Origin of the sequence: Methylobacterium oryzae (assembly GCF_021398735.1) — a bacterium.
Lineage (GTDB): Bacteria > Pseudomonadota > Alphaproteobacteria > Rhizobiales > Beijerinckiaceae > Methylobacterium.
Window position 1 is genome coordinate 2,283,727 of record NZ_CP090349.1, and the last position, 17,539, is coordinate 2,301,265.

Consider the following 17,539-nt stretch of genomic DNA (forward strand, 5'->3'; position numbering starts at 1 on the left):
CGATCCTCGCGGATCCGGCGCGGCTTCCATCGTTCCGCGGCCCGGGGGGCGTATGCCGTCAGCCGTGGGCCGGGGCCGCGCCGCCGGGATCGCCGTGCGTGTGCTTCTTCCGGAACCGGCCCAGCCAGATCGAGAAGTGGCGGATCACCACGTAGAAGACCGGGGTCAGGAACAGGCCGAAGAAGGTCGCGCCGATCATCCCGAAGAACACCGCGGTGCCGAGCGCCTGGCGCATCTCGGCGCCGGGGCCGGTCGCCACGACCAGCGGAAGGGTGCCGAGGATGAACGCGAAGGCGGTCATCAGGATCGGGCGCAGGCGGAGACGGCAGGCCTCGACCGCCGCCTCGACCGGGCCGCGATGCTCCCGCTGCTCGATGTCGTGCGCGAACTCGACGATCAGGATCGCGTTCTTCGCCGCGAGGCCGATGAGCACGATCAGGCCGATCTGGGTCAGGATGTTGTTGTCTTGCCCCCGGAACTGCACGCCCGCGAGCGCGGCGAGCACGCCGGTCGGCACCACCAGCAGGATCGCGAGCGGCAGCGCCCAGGATTCGTACTGCGCGGCGAGCACGAGGAAGACCAGCAGCACGCCGAGGGCGAAGACCGCGCCGGCCGTGCCGCTCGCCGCCTTCTGCTGGTAGGCGATCTCGGTCCAGTCGTACGAGTAGCCGTCGGGCAGCGCCTTCTTGGCGATCTCCTCCATGGCGGTGAGCGCCTGTCCGGTGGAGACGCCGGGCTTGGCCACGCCCTGCACCGGGACCGAGTAGTACAGGTTGAACCGCTGCACGATCTGCGGACCGGTCACGTCCCGCACCGAAGCGAGGGTGCCCATCGGCACCAGGGCGCCGGTGGAGGAGCGCACCTTGATCTGCGAGATGTCCTGCACCGACGTGCGGAACGCCGCGTCGCCCTGCAAGCGCACCTGGTAGATGCGGCCCAGGGTGTTGAAATCGTTGACGTAGGTGCCGCCGAGATCCGCCTGGACCGACGAGAACACGTTGGCCAGCGGCACGTTCAGCATCCGCGCGATGGTGCGGTCGATGTCGAGGAAGAGCTGCGGCGTCGAGTTGTCGAAAGTCGTGAACACGCGCTGCACGTCCGCGCTCTGGTTCGCCTGGGCGATCACCTCGCCGGCGGCGGCCATGAGCGGGCCGATATCCGAGGATTGGCGGCTCTCGATCTGCATCTTGAAGCCGCCGCCGTTGCCGAGACCGCGGACGGGCGGGGGCGGGATGACGATGACCCGCGCCTCTTGGATGTCCGAGGTGGCCTTCAGCACGTCGCCGGTGATGACGGCCGCGCTCCGACCCACTTCCGCGCGCTCCTTCGCCCCCTTGAGGGTCAGGAACATCACGCCGGCATTGGTCGTGTTGGTGAAGGTCGCGCCGTCGAAGCCCGCGATGATCACCGCGTTGGCCACGCCGTCGACCGTCCGGGCCTGCTTGGCGGCGCGCAGGCACACCTCCGTGGTGCGGTCGAGGGAGGAGCCGGACGGGAGCTGGACGACGCCGATCAGGTAGCCCTGGTCCTGGTCCGGGATGAAGCCCGTGGGGGTCGTCTGCGCGAGGTGGAGCGTGCCAGCGATCACCGCGGCGTAGACCAGCAGCATCACGCCCAAGCCCACGATCCCGCCGGTGAGCACCCGGATCGTTCGGCCGTAGGCGTTCGACGTGGCGTCGAAGCCGCGGTTGAAGCCGTTCGCCAGCCAGTTCACGAACCGGGTCAGGAAGAACTTCGGCTCCTTGCGGGCGTGGTGGGGCACCAGCAGCAGCTTGCAGAGCGCCGGCGACAGGGTCAGCGAGTTGAAGGCCGAGATCAGGGTCGAGGCCGCGATGGTGAGCGCGAACTGCTTGTAGAACTGGCCCGAGATGCCCGGGATGAACGCCGTCGGCACGAACACCGCGGCGAGCACCAGCGCGATGGCGATGACCGCGCCGCCGACCTCGTCCATGGTCTTGTGGGCGGCGTCGCCCGGCGACAGGCCCTCGGCCATGTTGCGCTCGACGTTCTCCACCACCACGATCGCGTCGTCGACCACGATGCCGATCGCGAGCACCAGCCCGAACAGGGTCAGGTTGTTCAGCGAGAAGCCGAAGGCGGCCATCGCCGCGAAGGTGCCGATCAGCGAGACCGGGATCGCGATGACCGGGATCAGGGCGGTCCGCCAGCTCTGGAGGAACACCAGGACCACGATGACCACGAGGCCGACCGCCTCGAACAGGGTCTTGTAGACCTCGTGGATCGATTCCTCGATGAACTCCGTCGGGTTGTAGGCGATGCGGTACTCGACGTCCGGCGGGAAGTTCTTCTTGACCTCCTCCATCACCTTCTTGACCGACGCCGCCGCGTCGAGCGCGTTGGTGCCCGGCCGCTGGAAGGCGCCGATGCCGACCGCGGGCGTGTCGTTGAGGAACGAGTTGGTCGTGTAGTCCTTCTGGCCCATCTCGACGCGGGCGATGTCCTTGACCCGGACGAGGCGCCCGTCCTGCGCCTTGATGATCACCTCGGCGAACTGCTCGGGCGTCTTGAACCGCGCCTGCGACTGCACGACGAGCTGGAACGCCTCGCCCTTGGCGGCCGGCGGACCGTTCAGCTGGCCGGCGGCCACCTGCACGTTCTGCTCCTGCAGGGCCGTCGTGACGTCGGTGACCGAGAGGCCGTAGGCGGCGAGCTTGTTCGGGTCGACCCAGACGCGCTCGGCGTACTCGTTACCGCCGAAGATGGTGATGTCGCCGACGCCGTCGAGGCGCAGCAGCTCGTCGCGGATGTTCAGGTAGATGTAGTTGGCGAGGTAATTCTGGTCATAGGTCTTGTTCGGCGAGAGCAGGTGCACGACCAGCATCAGGTCGGGCGAGGCCTTGCGGACCGTGACGCCGAGGTTGCGCACGTCCGGCGGCAGGCGCGGCTGCGCCACCGAGAGCCGGTTCTGCACCAGCACGTTCGCGATATCGAGGTTGGTGCCGACCTTGAAGGTCACGGTCAGCAGCATGTTGCCGTCGTTGGTCGACAACGACGTCATGTAGAGCATGTTGTCGACGCCGTTGACCTCCTGCTCGATCGGCGTCGCGATCGTGGCGGCCACGGTCTCGGCGTTGGCGCCCGGGTAGGAGGCGCGCACCGTCACGGTCGGCGGCACGATCTCGGGGTACTGCGAGACCGGCAGGCTCTCGTAGGCCACGAAGCCGAGGATCAGGAACACGATCGACGTGACGGACGCGAAGATCGGTCTGTCGACGAAGAAATGGGCGAAACGCATCGGTCAAACCTCTGAGGCCCGCCGGTCTCCCGGACGGGGCCCTGCGTCGTCGGTGCGGGGCGCGCCGCGCGGCGCGCACGAAGGCGTTCGTGTCGAGCCGCGCGGGCTCAGGTCTTGCTCGGGGGCAATTCGATCGTCTCGGGGGTGACCTTCGCGCCCGGACGGACACGAGACAGCCCGTTGACCACCACGGTCTCGTCGCCCTTCAGCCCTGACTGGATCACCCGGTAGCCGTCGACCTTCGGTCCCAGCACGACGTCCTTCTGCTGGATCACGTTCTCGGGCCCGACGATGTAGACGATCCGCTTGTCCTGATTGGCCGCCACGGCGTCGTCGGGCAGCAGGATGCCCTGGAACGGCTTGGTCGCCGGCATCGAGACGATGCCGAACAGGCCGGGCTTGATGAACAGGTCGGGGTTCGGGACGGTCGCGCGCAGCAGGATCGTGCCGGTGGCGTTGTCGACGCGGTTGTCGACGAAGTCGAGCGTGCCCTTGCGGGTGGGCTTCGCCTCGCCGGACAGGGCGATCAGGATCGGCACGCCCTTACCCTGCTGGGTCTGGCCCATGCCGATGCCGAGGCTGTTCTGGTACTTGAGGAACGACTTCTCATCGACCGTGTAGCTGAAATAGATCGGGTCGAGGGACACGATCGTCGTCAGCATGGTCTGGTCGGCGCTGACGATGTTGCCCTCGGTCACCAGGCGGCGGCTGATACGGCCGTTGATCGGCGCCTTCACCTCGCTGAAGTCGTAGTTCAGCTGGGCGTTGTTGAGGGCGGCCTGGGCGCTGTCGACGTCGGCCTGGGCGGTCTGCGAGGCCTGCCGGCGCTGGTCGGTGACCTGCTCGGAGATGTTGCCGCTGCGGGACAGGGTCTGCGCGCGCTCCAGGTCCGTCTGCGAGAAGGACTGGCGCGCCTTGGCGGAGGCCAGGGCCGCCTGGGCCTGCTCCAGCGCCGCCTTGTAGGGGCGCCGGTCGATCACGAACAGGACGTCGCCCTTCTTCACCGTCTGGCCGTCGACGAAGTTGATCTTCTCGAGGTAGCCGGTGACGCGGGCGCGGACCTCGACGTAATCGATCGCGTCGAAGCGGCCGGTATACTGATCCTGCTCGACGATCTGGCGCACCACGGGCTTGGCCACGGTGACCTTGGGCGGCGGGCCGCCCGGCGCCTGCGCGCGGGCCGAAGTCGCGAGGGGGCCTGCCGCGAGAGCCGCGATCAGGCCAGACAAGACGGTGAGTAGGCTGGGAAGCCGGCTGCGCATCGGGTCCTGCTGTCCGTTGGCCGACCGTCCGGTCGCGCCGAGCTTGACGATTGTTCCGCCGCGGGTGCGCCGTAACCCGCGGTCGACGGTGTTGCTTGTGCGCGAACGCACATCACGGTCCCGCGAGCCGGATTGAAACGGCAGATTAGGCGACAGTTTCGCCCGCGCTGTACCAGTCCTTGAAACCGCCCTTGTAGTGTTCGGCGAGGTCGAGCCCGGCATTCTGCGCCGCCATGAGCGCGTGAACCGAGCGGACGCCCGAGGCGCACGAGAACACCGCCCGCCGGCCGTCCTCGGCGACGAGGGCCGCGACCGCCTGCGGGTCGAAGCCGGAGAGCGGGTGCGAGACGGCGCCGGGGATGTGCCCGGCCTCGTACTCGTGCGATTCACGGACGTCGATGAGCAGCATCGAGCCGTCATCGAGCCCTTGCTTGACCGTCTCGCGATCGAGGTCGACCACCCGCATCGGCAGGATCTCCGTTCCGCCCGCTCTCGGCCAGGCTGGCTGACTGACGCTTTTCCTTATTCGTCAGACTCCGGCGGCGCAACGTGCGTCGTCGTCCCGCGGTCGCGGGCCGCGACCGTCGGCCGGCGGGCAGGCGTCTGGGTCCGGCGCGGATCGGCGGTCGCCGTCAGAGCGCCGCGAGGGTCGGCGCCACGGCCGCGAAATGCGCGGGCCAGTCCGGCGGCCGGTACCCGGTCAGACGGCCGGCTAGTTCGGCGCGGAGCGACCCGTCGGGCCGCGCGAGCGCCTCGATCGCCTCGATCCAGCCCGGACCGTCCAGGGGATCGCGGAACAGCGCGAAGCCGTCGGCGATCTCGCGGTGGACGGCGATGTCAGAGGCGATTACCGGCAGCCCCGAGGCCGCGGCCTCGACGACGGGGATGCCGTAGCCCTCGGTGAAGGACGGCATCAGCAGGGCGGTGCAGCTGCGCATCAGTGCCGCCAGACCGTGGGTCGACAATCCCGAGGCCTCGATGACGTGGGCGCGCACGCCGGGGCAGCGCTCCAGCATGTCGATGGCGCTCTCCGCCTCCCAGCCCCGGCGCCCGACCACGACGAGCCGGGGTGCCGCCGCCCCGTGGCGCTCGGCCAGGAGCCGCCAGATCTGGAACAGCAGCAGGTGGTTCTTGCGCGACTCGATGGTGCCGCAGACCAGGAAGGTCGGCCGGTCGGGGGTGAACCGGGGCCCGGCGTGGCCGAAGGCGGGCTCGACCCCGAGATGGCCCACGGCCACCGGCGGCCGCCCGAACCCCTCGGCGGCGAGATGCGCGAGGGTGCGCCGGCCGGTATCCTCCGAATTCACCAGGATGGCGGAGGCGTGCCGCCCGATCGTGCGCAGGCGCGCCCGGTGCCGGTCAGCCTCACCGGACCGGCCGTATTCCGGGTGGGTGATCGGGATGAGGTCGTGGACGAAGAACGCCGCCCGCACGTCCCGCCGGGTATAGAGCCAGTCGAACCGCCGCGGGTCGTCGAGGCGCAGGTGCGAGGTGTGCAGGTATAGCGCGTCCCGGGGCAGGATCGCGACCGACCGGCCGCGCAGCGCGATGTCGACGGTCTTGCGCGCCTGGATCCGCCGCCGGTCGGCGGACCCGGCCTGCGGTGCGGTGCCGGGCGCCGGCGCGGCGGCGGGATCGCCGCAGCGGGACGCGAGCCGCCGGTAGACCGGGTCCGACGCGGCGTCCCGGTCCTCGACCCAGCCGGCCGCCACGGCCTCGACGATCTCCAGCGCCTGCGCGCGGTCGAGGATGCGCGGTCCGAACGCCGTGGAGACGACGCCGACGCCCGTCTCCGCTCGGCCGAGATAGGCGCGCGCGTAGGCGAGGTCGACGCGGTCGATGCCCGACGGGCTCGCGTGGCGCAGCCGCGTGACGAGGCGCGTGAGATCGAAGGCGATCGGTCGGTCCGTCATGATCCTCTGGCAATCGCGGGGGCGAGGCCTCCCCGTAGCGGGCCTGACCCGCGAGAGCCAGCACATCCGCGCGGCCCGCGCGCCGAAGGGCTTGCGCGGGCGCGGCGCGGAGGCTAAGAGCCGCGAGCCCTAGCGGCGTCGGAGTGTAGCGCAGCCCGGTTAGCGCACTAGTCTGGGGGACTAGGGGTCGTGGGTTCGAATCCCGCCACTCCGACCATTCAAGCCTTTGGGCAACAAGGCTCTGTCCTGGAACGATCGCTAGTCAGTCCGCGAGCAAAGGCGGAACGCGCGGTGCACGTGGGCACTATGGGCCACCAGAGCCACCCACGGTCTGTTCTCGGTCGGTGCATTCCTGGCGGCGAAGGGTCGCCGAAGCCCATGGCCTCGAACCCGACCGTCTCGGCGCTTCACGAGGCCGCCGAGCTCTCTGACGAGGCGATCGACTTGGATCCCCGGCAGCGCGGCCGGCGGCGGAGGCGCGCCTCCCCGACTTTCATCGCCCGCAGGTAGGCGCGGCCGTCCAGGCTTCGCCCTGCCTTGGCCAGATCGGATCATTCCACCACACGTCGACGAAGCGGTGCGGAGCTGCGGGTGCTGTCGGTGTGCCTGGTGAGAACTCCCTTCCGCGCTGCCCAAACTCGCCATCGCGCGACGCGGCGCGGAGGGTCAGGATCGACGGCGCTGGCGCCCGGCCGATCTCAACCCCTGCACGCCGACACGCGCCGGATCCGCGACCTCTCCGGACTCGCGATCACGGGACCTGCGGGAGGCGCATCTCCTTGCGGAAGCTCTTGTCGAAGGCGGTGGCCGGCACGAAGCGGCGCAGCAGGCTGACCTGCTTCGCCTTGGGGCCCGCCGTGTAACGGCGCTTCGGGCTCGTCGCGGTGGCGGCTTCGACGATGACCTTCGCCACGACCTCGGGCGCATCGGCGGACTTCATGACCTCGCTCAGGAACCGGTCCCGACCGGCGCGCTCCGCCTCGTAGATGCCGAGCGGCGCGTCGGGGCGCACGAGGTTCCGGTCGAAGGCCGTCCGGGTGAAGGCGGGCTCGACGAGCACGATCCGGATCCCTTGCCCACGAACCTCGTGGTCCAGCGACTCGGAGTAGCCTTCGACGGCGTGCTTGCTGGCGCCGTAGAGCGCCATGTAGGGGGCCGGGATCAGGCCCTGGACAGAGCTGACGTTGACGATCCGGCCACCCTTCTGCGCGCGCATCAGGGGAAGCACGGCGCGGGTCGTCCGGATGACGCCGAACAGGTTCACGTCGAACATGGCCTGAGCCTGCGAGACCGACGATTCCTCGGCCGCGCCGCTGATGCCGAAGCCGGCGTTGTTCACGAGGAGGTCGATCCTCCCCGTCTCGCCGAAGACGGTCTCGACCATCTCAGTGACCGATCTCTCATCGGTGACGTCACAGACGATGGTGGCCATCCCGCCGTCCACGGCCAGAGACGCCCTCCGGCTGGTCCCGAATACGCGGTAGCCCGCAGCCTGAAGGGCCTTCGCCGTTTCCAGCCCGATGCCGGACGAAGCGCCTGTGACCACCGCGGTCTTGATGCTGCCCTTGCTCATATCGCCCTCCGATCCACGCGGCACCTTGCCCGCCGCGGCTCGATATAAATTATGGTCATCATTTTTGAAAGCAAGCCAGATCCGAGGGCCTCGCCAATCCGGTCCAGGGTCTCGGAGGATTCATCGGCGATCTCCGTCATGGATCACGAGCGCGGGTCGGTCGGTTCGAGGATCCTGCCGAACTGCTCCTCGGGTGCTCCCAGCACCGTCGCCTCGAGACAGGCGGGCGCCCCGCTCATCCCGAAGGAGACGCGGCCCCGGGACGCGGACGCCGTTCGCCTCGGAGGCGCCGACACCCATCGGCCTCGTCCGCGTCGCAGGCCTCGTCTCAGCGTCCCGAATTGGCGGCCGCCGTAAGGCTTGGCGGAACAGGGGATGTGCTCGGCGCGGGCTCCGCCAGGAACATCCGGCCGGTCGCGAAGGCGGCCGCGTTGACGAGGCCCATGGCGACGAAGCCGGCCGAGAGGGCGACGAACATCCCGACCAAGCCCAGCCCGAGCCTCGCCGCGATCCAGGCTCCCCCCAGGGCCACGGCCATCCGAAGGACGCTCGCGGCGAGCGGCCAGCCGACACGCCCGGCCCCCTGGGCCGCGAAGTAGAGGGCAAGGCCGGCCCCGAAGAATCCGTAGAACGGTCCGACGACGCGCAGGTAGGTCGAGCCGGTGGCGAGCATCGCCGGATCGTGCCCGAACAGGCCGAGCCACCCGGCAGGATGGAGGGCGGCCGTGAGGCCGATGGCCTCCGTCAGGACACCCGCCACGAGGGCGCCGGTCAGCGCGGCCTGACGGGCGCGTGCGTGCATCCCGGCCCCGAGGGCGGTCCCGACGAGGGCGGCGATCGGCGAGCCGAGCCCGAACACCAGGGGGACCAGCAGGTACTCAAGCCTCGCGCCGGTCCCGTATCCCGCCACCGCCGCCGGTCCCGCCGTCCCGACGAAGCCGGTCGCGGCGATGACGGTGACGTTGGAGGTCATGCTGGCGATGCCGGAGAGCAGGCCGACGTGCAGGATCTCGCGGGACGGCGCCCAGGTCAGCCTCGGCGGGCGAGGGCTCGGGCGCAGGACACCTCGGCCGGACCAGATGTAGGCGGCGAAGACGGTGGCGCCGACGGCGTAGTAGGCGGCGAAGGCGACACCGCCGCCCACGACCCCGAGGCGGGGGAACGGCCCCCACCCGAAGATCAGCGCGGGCGAGAGCGGGATCAGCAGGACGGCCCCGGCGCAGGTGACGCCGGCCGGGAGCGCCATGTTGCCGGTCCCGCGGATCACCGCCGCCAGCGCGTTGAACAGCCAGATCAGGATCGCCGCGCCGAACACGACGGTCGCGTAGGCCGTCGCGGCCCGGAGCGAGGCACCCGTACCGCCCATCGCCGCGTAGAGGCGCGGTCCCAGGGTCAAGGCGAGCAGGCTGGTCACCGCACCGAGGCCGAGGCCGATGGCGGCGGCGTGCCACGCGAGCAGACCCGCCGCGTCCTGCCGACCGCCGCCCAGGGTGCGCGAGACCGCCGACTGGATGCCGCCGCCCATGCCGCCCGCGGACAGCATCTGGACGAGCATGACCACCGGGAAGACGAGCGCCATTCCGGCGAGGGCGTCGGTGCCGAGCTCGGCGACGAAGTAGGTCTCGATCAGGCCGATGGAGGTCTGGACGACCATGACCGCGACATTCGGCACGGCCATCCGGGCCAGTGTCGGCAGGAGAGGGGCCGTCAGCAGTCGGCGCGTCCTGATGTCCATGAGGGCTTCCTCGTCCGTGACAGCTTCGGCGGCCGGCTACGCGATGCCCGAGGAGCGGACTCGGGAGGTCGGGCCCCCTCGTCCGGCTTCGGGGGTATTGGACAGGAGCCCCGGCCGGCCATCCGAGACCTGGATGTTGGCGTCGACGATGGTCACGCCGATGGGGCCTCCGAACTGCTCAAGGCCCTCGATCTCGGCGCCGCTACCCTCGACCATCCCCGCGGCCGGCGCGACCTCGGAGGCCTGGACCAAGGCTGGCTTCAGGGTCACGGAAATCCGGGCCGGCCAAGCCGGTGCGTACGATGACCAGTCCGCATCCATCGCCGGCTCCCCCGCGGGCCCTCGACGGTTTGATATGACGCCCATAATCTATTATGATCGTCATCTATCGTCAACGGCCTTCCCATCTGCCAAGCGAGGCTTTCTTGGACAATCGGGCCGCGCATCCCGAGCCGGCGGTCGGCGAGGCCCGGGGCCCACGCGAGGTCCTCGAAGCCCGGGGCGTTGCCTGTGTCAGCGCCGATCTCCCGGCCGTCGCGACGCGCGGTCGTCACGCCCTCCCTGGTCAAAGGGATTCTGCGGAACCTCGAGCCTTTCGCGACGCCCGATGCGCCGAACCCGATCCTGGCCCGCTTGCCAGCAATCCGCTCGCAGCAGTGCGGTGACACGGCAGCAGCCGCAGCGCCCGCACTCGGATGCCAGGGTGATGATGGCAGGGGTCAACGCGTCCTCTTCGGCCGACACGGAGGGCACATCGCGTCGCGTGCCGCGGCGCTGGTCGACGGTCCGGCAGGCGTGGCGTTCCGGAAGACCGTACCTCTCCCGGATATCTGCAACCGCCTAGCGGCGTCGCTCGGATGCTACGAGGCTCCGGCCGCCACGTCCGCCAACATCTGCTTCTTCAAGGTCAGATCGGCCACGAGCCGCCGCGGCCGAGCCTTCTCGCGGTCTGGATCCTTCATCTTCCGAGCCTGATCGACTCGGAGACCGGCGTACGCCTTGCGCCAGCGTGAGGCACTCTGCTCAGAGATCTCCGCTTCCTCGCACGCAAGCGCCAAGTTCTTGCCCCGGGCTGTCTGCACCTCGATCTGGTGCAGCTTCGGCGCGCCCTGCTCCGCGCGCGTCGTCCGACCGCGCCGCCTGTCCGGCTCCTCCGGTCCTGGCAGATCCTCTCGATCAGCTCGGTCCGAAGGCGGCCGGTCAGGTCAGCCTGGACGCAGGCCGGGCGCCGTCCTCGTCGGAGGCTTAAACCGTCCCGCCTGCCCACGCGTCGACCGGGCCTCGGCATGCCCTCGAGGCTACCGCCTTCAGCCCCGACGGCACCGCCGCGCGGGACGTTCTCGCTGCCGCTGCACGCCCGCCGGGGCTCGAATCCGGACGGGCCATCCGGTTCGCCGGTCGGAGCTTTCCTGTCTCGCCCCTAGGCTTTCATCTCGGCGAGCATCTTCGCGCCCTCGGTCAGAAAGAACGCCTTGATCTTCGGGTTGCGGACCCGCAGGGTGCAGTGCCTCGCGATCTCGCTCATCGACCGGTTCTTCGGATTGTTGAGGAGATCGGTCAGGTACGTCTGAGCCTGGGCCTCGGTGTCGATGGTGAATGGCTGGGGGTCCACGAAGCACCTCTCGCTTTGACCTGCCCGGCGCGCCGTGGCGCGCCTCTCGATGCCCCGCCGACCGATGAATGGCGAGTCCGTGTCGAGCGCCCTTAGCGCGTCGCCTGCAAATCGATGATCGGGCCGCCGATGTCGAAGAATTCGTCGTCGGTGAACTCTGCCAACTCGATCTCCTCGCGCGGACGCTGAAACGGCAGGAACGCGGAGATCATTCCGAGACACAGCGCCCCGGCAATCAGGACGGCCAACAGCGCGAGGGTCATGGTCAACATCGGAACGCAATGCGATGTCAGACATATAGAACGGTAATCTTAAAACTTGCTTTCGGTGCACGGGATACCGCCCGGTAACCGCCGGCCGCGAAGCTGCCGCCGGGCCGCGTTGCGTATCGGCTCGGCTCACACGCTGGTGAGATCAGGCGCTCCCCCGCCCCGTGAGCAGATCGGGGCGGGGCCGAGCGGACTTACCGACCGAGGGACGGGCCGCCCGACGTGCCGCCAGTGCCGGGCGGCCCACTCGTGGGGGTGCCGCCAATGTTGACGCCCGGCGTCGTGCCCGGGATCGACGAGTTGCTCGGGTTGGCCTCATTTCCACGGGTGACCGGGCTCGGTCCAAGATCCCGGGCACCCGGGCCGGCACCTCCGGTTGTCGCCGGCGGGGCGACCCCGGTGTTTCCAGCGCCGCCTGTCACCGTTTGCGCTGAGACCGGCGCGGCCAGGGCGATGGACAAGGCTCCTGCGAGCGCCGCGAGCGTGCGAGTCATGAAGTCGTCCCTGCGATTGCTGTGGCACAGGAACGGTTCATGTCGAGGGAAGTTCAGGGACGGGCGCGTCCATCACCCGCGCGCCGCTCGCCAGCCCGCGGCCTCGACCTCGCGGCAGAGTAAGCGCTCGCCGGAGCCCGTGTCGATCATGGTCCGGTCGTAGTCCCTGCTTCCGGGAAGCTGGTCGATCTCGTCGCCCTTGCGCGGGATGTCGCCCTCGATCGCGCAGACAGCCCGCGTGAGCGCTGCCGTGGGCGCCACGGGCTTCTCCATTTCCGGCCGGTCTCGACGCCACTGGCGCACTAAGCACGCTTCCAGTCCGACGGCGGATGCGGGTCCGGCAGATCACCCCGGTGTCGCCGTCGGTGACCGAAACGCGGCCGATCGGCAAACGCTGGGATCAGCCCGCAGCGATAAAAACCGGTCAGCCTGACCTCACCCGCAGCCTGTTCCCTCGGCGACAGCGCTATCGAGGGGGGCAGCAACGGCGGTGCGCATCCCGGTGCACCCCGAGGGTGACTGATCGGAGCAGGCGTCTCGCTGGTCCAGAAATGGAGAGTTCGTCGCGGGACCGTCGAGCATTTCGCCTGTGCGAGACCACCATTCGCGCTCGAATGTATCACCGCGGGAACGTTATTTAGTTGCATGCCCGCGCATTGGCTGCGATTTCAGCTCAAGCAGACAATGTTATATCATCATCGATAGGTAAATTATTACTGAATTATCATCTGGCCGACATCGAGGATCATCGTGTCGAAATATAGATCCAGCTCGTCCGGCTGAATTCTGCAGTGGCCCTCACTGCTGCCGGAGGGAGCCGCATTCCATGTGTATCGTGAGACAAAAGTGCAAGTGCTCGACCCGCGTTCGGTATCAAATCGGGCAATCGCTTGGTTCACGCGACAAGTGCGCGCATCCGGTCGTGCGCTGGATCGGCTTCTCTAAACGTCGACGTAGTGAGATATCTCGGAGACGATCTGTCGGACAAGAAAGAATCAGCGTCATTCAGTTGAGTTGGGCACAGACATTTGGTCGACCGGTCAGTGTAGCGACGACCGGAATCGTTCAGCCTATGGCGACGGTGGTGCCGTTCGAATCGCCCTCGCGTTGACCGGCTCGAAGCCGATCGCGAGACGAAGAGACCGTTCTCGAGACGGCCGGTCTGGGGGTTCGCGGCCGAGGGGCGCGGCTAACGATCAGCCCTGCAGGCTGTCGGCGACGTCGTCGGGGATCTGTACCCCACTGACCGGAAATCGTGACGCTCTCCGCCTCGCCGGTCTCACCGCCGGCCACCACCTTCGGCGCCGCTGCGCCCGGCATCCGGCGTCCGGCATCCGCTTGGCCAGATTCTCGGCCTTCTTCGCCACCCCGCTCCCGGCCCGCGCCGGCGTCCTGTCCGCGGCCGACAGTTCCTCGAAGGCGCGCTGGAACTGCCCCGCTGGCGCGTGCCGAACCCGCCCGCCACCTTCCTGCGGCGTAGCGCGGGCTCGTCAGGGAGGGCGCCGGCAAGTTCGCGTTGCGCACCCCGCGTTGCGCGACGCAAGTGAGCGAACTGCCGGTTGCGCACTCACAGGGTGCGCACCGTCCGGCTTCGCGACTGCCTGGGGTGGAGAGCGGAAGCCACCTCAGGCCAAGGGTCGACACTGGACAGGCGGTCTCGCGCAGCTGAACGTCAAGATTGACGCGGATCATTCTGCCAATCCCGTCGTATCTTCTCTTTCGCCGTTCGACGGGGCAGCGCAAGCGTCGCCGTCGCGTTAGGATGGTTGAACGTCGTGATGAAGCGATCATGAAAGCGGATCGACCGGACGGTGTGAGGCCGCGCCGTGTCCTCTTCCTGGGAGCAACCGGCACAATCGGCCGGGCAACGGTTCGGGCACTGGTCTCGCGCGGCCACGAGGTCGTCTGCCTCGTCAGGCGCCCTGCCGAAACCGCAATCCCCTCAGGCGCTACCGCGCGCATCGTGGATCTGACCGACACGGTGTCGCTGGCGCGCGACGGTGTCCGCGGCGAACGCTTCGACGCCCTGGTGTCGTGCCTCGCCTCGCGCACGGGGCTGCCCGACGATGCCTGGGCGATCGATTACGGCGCGCAGGTCGAGGCCTTGCACGCGGGCCGGACGGCCGGCGTCACGCATGTCGTGCTTCTGTCGGCGATCTGCGTCCAGAAGCCGATCCTCGCTTTTCAGCACGCCAAGCGCGCCTTCGAGGCAGAGCTGATCGCATCGGGGCTCGACTACACGATCGTTCGGCCCACCGCCTTCTTCAAATCGCTCTCGGGACAGATCGAACGCGTGAAACGCGGCAAGCCATTTCTGGTGTTCGGGGACGGGACCTTGACGGCCTGCAAGCCGATCAGCGACGACGACCTTGGCCGCTATCTCGCGGACTGCCTCGACGATGGGGACCGCCGCAATCGCGTTCTGCCGATCGGCGGCCCGGGCGAGGCGATCACGCCGCGCGCGCAGGGCGAGCGGCTCTTCGCCCTTCTGGGGCGCGAACCGCGCTTCACGCACATTCCGGTCGTGCTGCTGGACGCGATCGTCGCCGTTCTGACGACGATGGGCCGATGGGTGCCGGCCCTGGCCGCCAAGGCCGAACTCGCGCGGATCGGGCGCTACTACGCGACGGAGTCCATGCTCGTCCTGGACCCGGCGACCGGGCGATACGATGCCCAGGCCACTCCGTCGACGGGATCGGAGACGCTCTTCGACTACTATGCGCGCGTGGTCCGTGGCGAGGCGGTCGCCGAGCGCGGCGACCACGCGGTGTTCTGACGACGCGCGACAGGAGGTGTCGGCTTTTCCGGCAGTTTCACTCCGGAGCAGACCGGCATCTTTCGGCCAGCTTCTGCCGCCGCGCATGGCTCTCCCCAACGTCTCAGATGAATGGTTCCCTGCCCGACCGCATCTGGATTGTGGACGCATCGAAGCGGGCGTAGCCGTAGACATCGCTCGAGATCCTCTCGAGGTCGCTCGCTGCATCCGCTTTGCGCACTTGAGACAAGGGCGGTTAACTCCGCGGGTGGAAGATGCAACCACGCCCTCTGTGGCCGTCTCTTCATCATTCCAGCGTTGGCTAACCCGCTCCCATGATCCGCATTCTCGGCAAGGCCAGTTCGATCAATGTTCGCAAGGTGCTTTGGACCTGTGCCGAGATCGGATTGGATTACGATCGCCAGGACTACGGCAGCGGTTTCCAAGCAACGGATACCCCGGAATTTCTGGCTCGCAACCCGAACGGCCTCGTGCCCGTGATTGAAGACGCGGCAGGGGCCTTGTGGGAGTCAAATACGATCTGCCGCTACCTCGCTGCGAGCGCCACTCGGACGGATCTGCTCCCTGCTGACCCACGTGGACGCGCTCTGGTTGAACAATGGATGGACTGGCAAGCGACCGAGTTGAACGCGTCTTGGCGGGCGGCTTTCCTCGGCCTCGTTCGTCGTGATCCGGCCTACGCCGATCCAGACCGGATAGTGGCGGGGGTCGAGGCCTGGAACGCGAATATGGGGATCCTTGACCACCATCTCTCCTCAACCGGAGCTTATGTGACCGGAGGAGCCTTCACGTTGGCGGATGTCGTTCTCGGCTTGTCCGTAAACCGTTGGCGCATGACGCCAATGGAGCGCCCGAGCTATCCCGCCGTCTCGGCCTATCATGATCGCCTTCTCGCTCGATCCGGCTACCGAGACCACGGGGCGAATGGGATTCCTTAGTGGAATGCCAACCGCGCCTTCAATCCGAGGTTGCTGGACGATCGATAAGTGGCGGCTTTCGGCAGGCAACGACCGCTCTCCGAACGCCTGGGTTGGGTAGCTTGCGAATCGGCAACGTGGCGTGGATTCCCGCCGGTCAGCTTCGGCGTCGCGGATCTGTCGGAGCGCACGCCGTCATCCGGCCGCGTCGATATCCCTTCCGGCCCCCGGCGGGTACAGGTCAATGATCGGAACGTGCAGAACAAGAACTTCATTAGCGCTCTTGCTTTTTGTGGCGAAGGCTATAGACAGTACCGACGACTAAGATGATAAATCAACAGCCTCCGCGTCGGCGCAAAGCGCCACTCTCGAGTTTAAGAAAGACGTTCTTGGTCGGCATCTTACCGGAAGAAGGGAGCAGAATATCTGCTTCGGCCGCCACAGCTACGTTTATTTATTTTCATCCAAATCCGTTCGATTAAGACTGTGGCCCCAAATGAATACGCGCTCACCCGATAGCAAGAACTCGAGAGGCCACCCGTGACCGAGAGATGGTCTGATTGTTGCCCCGACCGCAGAAGATAGCAATCCGTTTCGTCAGGACATCATCATGCGATATGAACATGGTGTTTCTGTTGTTCTTGCCACGCATAACGGATCGAGATTTATCCGCGAACAGCTTGAAACTCTCGTCGGGCAAACAGTACATCCTCTTGAGATCATCGTTTCCGACGATGCATCTACGGATGACACGCTAGAAATTGTCCGAAATCTCTCTTGCGGCAGCGCAACCGAGTTCAAAATCCATGAGAACGTGCCCGCGCTCGGCTTTCGAAGCAATTTCTTGAGAGCCGCTCGGTTGGCGCGTGGAAAATTCGTCGCCTTCTGCGATCAGGACGATATCTGGGACACGAAGAAGATCGAGTTTTGCTCACCCTATCTGGACGATCGCAGCGTCTCGATGATCGCCCATACGGCCATCACTATCGACTCCAACAATCGCGAGCTTGGCGTCTTTCGGCAAGGCATTCATCGTACCGGCCTCAGAAAACCGCTCACCTACGATCCGTGGTTGACGTTCTTCGGATTTTCGATCGTCTTTCGACGAGAACTCTTGGATCTGTGGGATGTCGATGACCGTTTTATCGATTTCATTGTCCCCAGCGAGATGATCGCTCACGACCGTTGGGTAATGTTCCTGGCGCAAGTCGTCGGTCAGACCGTCGAGATCGATGTACCCCTGGTCCGCTATCGGCAGCACGCCCATAATCTGTTCGGAAACGGTGAGCGCGAGCGGAGCGCGGGTCGGAGGACGGTAGCTTGGGGGCTTGGATCCCTACAGGGAAGCCACGACCGCCATGATCGATATCGTCGAGCGGCTTCCGGAAGCGACGGCTGAGCATTTTCCACTCTTCGATCGGGCAAGGGCGGCCGCTTTCTTTCGCAGCGCGCTTGACCAGCTCGAGAAGCGCGAAGCGATCTATCGAACTGAGACGCGCCTGGAGGCACTCCAGGGCCTGTCGGCACGTGTCGCCGGTGGAACCTATCGGGCGGTTCACAACGGCCGTCCACGATGGCGATCGATCGCGAAAGATCTCAGATTCGCACTCCTTCGTCGTTGACCGCCTTGGCGGGCTTGCAACAGGTCCCGTCGAACGTCTTCATCCACGCCTTTACGACACAGCATCGCCTGTCATTCTGACTTAAGCTTCGGTTTTACCGGACACTGGGT

General features: G+C 67.3%; 14 protein-coding genes, 1 tRNA gene and 2 pseudogenes. 6 read left to right on the forward strand and 11 right to left on the reverse strand.

Translation table 11 applies throughout. From position 1 onward, the window contains the following. Window positions 1–58: 58 nt before the first annotated feature. The 4 genes from LXM90_RS11005 to LXM90_RS11020 form a co-directional block, all read right to left on the reverse strand. The gene (locus tag LXM90_RS11005) at window positions 59–3,256 is read right to left on the reverse strand and encodes an efflux RND transporter permease subunit (RefSeq protein WP_020092177.1); all 3,198 of its coding nucleotides are present in this window, start codon (window positions 3,254–3,256) and stop codon (window positions 59–61) included. A gap of 107 nt (window positions 3,257–3,363) precedes the next feature. Next, entirely contained in the window at window positions 3,364–4,518 is a 1,155-nt protein-coding gene (locus tag LXM90_RS11010) for an efflux RND transporter periplasmic adaptor subunit (RefSeq protein WP_026604779.1), read from the reverse strand. Between the two features lie 145 nt (window positions 4,519–4,663). Next, window positions 4,664–4,984: a rhodanese-like domain-containing protein gene (locus tag LXM90_RS11015; RefSeq protein ID WP_020092179.1), complete on the reverse strand. Its 321-nt coding sequence runs from the start codon at window positions 4,982–4,984 to the stop codon at window positions 4,664–4,666. A gap of 166 nt (window positions 4,985–5,150) precedes the next feature. After that, window positions 5,151–6,431: a glycosyltransferase family 4 protein gene (locus LXM90_RS11020; RefSeq protein ID WP_234082739.1), complete on the reverse strand. Its 1,281-nt coding sequence runs from the start codon at window positions 6,429–6,431 to the stop codon at window positions 5,151–5,153. A 139-nt stretch (window positions 6,432–6,570) separates the two neighbouring features. On the opposite strand from LXM90_RS11020, the gene LXM90_RS11025 reads away from it, so the two are divergent. Then, a tRNA-Pro gene (locus LXM90_RS11025) sits at window positions 6,571–6,648 on the forward strand. A 534-nt stretch (window positions 6,649–7,182) separates the two neighbouring features. Here the strand turns inward: LXM90_RS11025 and LXM90_RS11030 are convergent. From LXM90_RS11030 to LXM90_RS11060, 7 genes and pseudogenes are all read right to left on the reverse strand, one after another. Further along, window positions 7,183–8,004: an oxidoreductase gene (locus LXM90_RS11030; RefSeq protein WP_234082741.1), complete on the reverse strand. Its 822-nt coding sequence runs from the start codon at window positions 8,002–8,004 to the stop codon at window positions 7,183–7,185. 328 nt (window positions 8,005–8,332) lie between these two features. Beyond that, a complete protein-coding gene (locus LXM90_RS11035) occupies window positions 8,333–9,739 on the reverse strand; it encodes an MATE family efflux transporter (protein ID WP_234082743.1) in 1,407 nt (468 codons plus the stop codon). A gap of 36 nt (window positions 9,740–9,775) precedes the next feature. Next, window positions 9,776–10,009, reverse strand: coding sequence for a hypothetical protein (locus LXM90_RS11040; RefSeq protein ID WP_158684234.1), 234 nt, complete (start codon window positions 10,007–10,009; stop codon window positions 9,776–9,778). A gap of 309 nt (window positions 10,010–10,318) precedes the next feature. Continuing rightward, window positions 10,319–10,905, reverse strand: a pseudogene (locus LXM90_RS11045) (IS3 family transposase); the annotation flags it as partial. A 254-nt stretch (window positions 10,906–11,159) separates the two neighbouring features. Beyond that, on the reverse strand, window positions 11,160–11,351 hold the full coding sequence (locus LXM90_RS11050) for a hypothetical protein (protein WP_234082744.1): 192 nt from the start codon (window positions 11,349–11,351) through the stop codon (window positions 11,160–11,162). 92 nt (window positions 11,352–11,443) lie between these two features. Beyond that, window positions 11,444–11,614 (reverse strand): hypothetical protein, encoded by a 171-nt coding sequence (locus LXM90_RS11055; RefSeq protein WP_170855082.1) that lies wholly within the window; start codon window positions 11,612–11,614, stop codon window positions 11,444–11,446. A gap of 572 nt (window positions 11,615–12,186) precedes the next feature. Continuing rightward, a complete protein-coding gene (locus LXM90_RS11060; protein WP_234082745.1) occupies window positions 12,187–12,375 on the reverse strand; it encodes a nuclease in 189 nt (62 codons plus the stop codon). A gap of 1,085 nt (window positions 12,376–13,460) precedes the next feature. Between LXM90_RS11060 and LXM90_RS32010 the strand changes: the two are divergent. The 5 genes and pseudogenes from LXM90_RS32010 to LXM90_RS11085 form a co-directional block, all read left to right on the forward strand. Next, window positions 13,461–13,613: pseudogene (locus LXM90_RS32010) on the forward strand (peptidase S24); the annotation flags it as partial. Between the two features lie 290 nt (window positions 13,614–13,903). Continuing rightward, window positions 13,904–14,890, forward strand: coding sequence for an NAD(P)H-binding protein (locus LXM90_RS11070; protein ID WP_042672400.1), 987 nt, complete (start codon window positions 13,904–13,906; stop codon window positions 14,888–14,890). 314 nt (window positions 14,891–15,204) lie between these two features. Further along, window positions 15,205–15,828: a glutathione S-transferase family protein gene (locus LXM90_RS11075; protein WP_083916200.1), complete on the forward strand. Its 624-nt coding sequence runs from the start codon at window positions 15,205–15,207 to the stop codon at window positions 15,826–15,828. 589 nt (window positions 15,829–16,417) lie between these two features. Beyond that, a complete protein-coding gene (locus LXM90_RS11080; RefSeq protein WP_234082747.1) occupies window positions 16,418–17,206 on the forward strand; it encodes a glycosyltransferase in 789 nt (262 codons plus the stop codon). Further along, on the forward strand, window positions 17,166–17,429 hold the full coding sequence (locus tag LXM90_RS11085) for a hypothetical protein (protein ID WP_234082749.1): 264 nt from the start codon (window positions 17,166–17,168) through the stop codon (window positions 17,427–17,429). Before LXM90_RS11080 ends, LXM90_RS11085 begins: the two co-directional genes overlap by 41 nt. Window positions 17,430–17,539 lie beyond the last annotated feature (110 nt).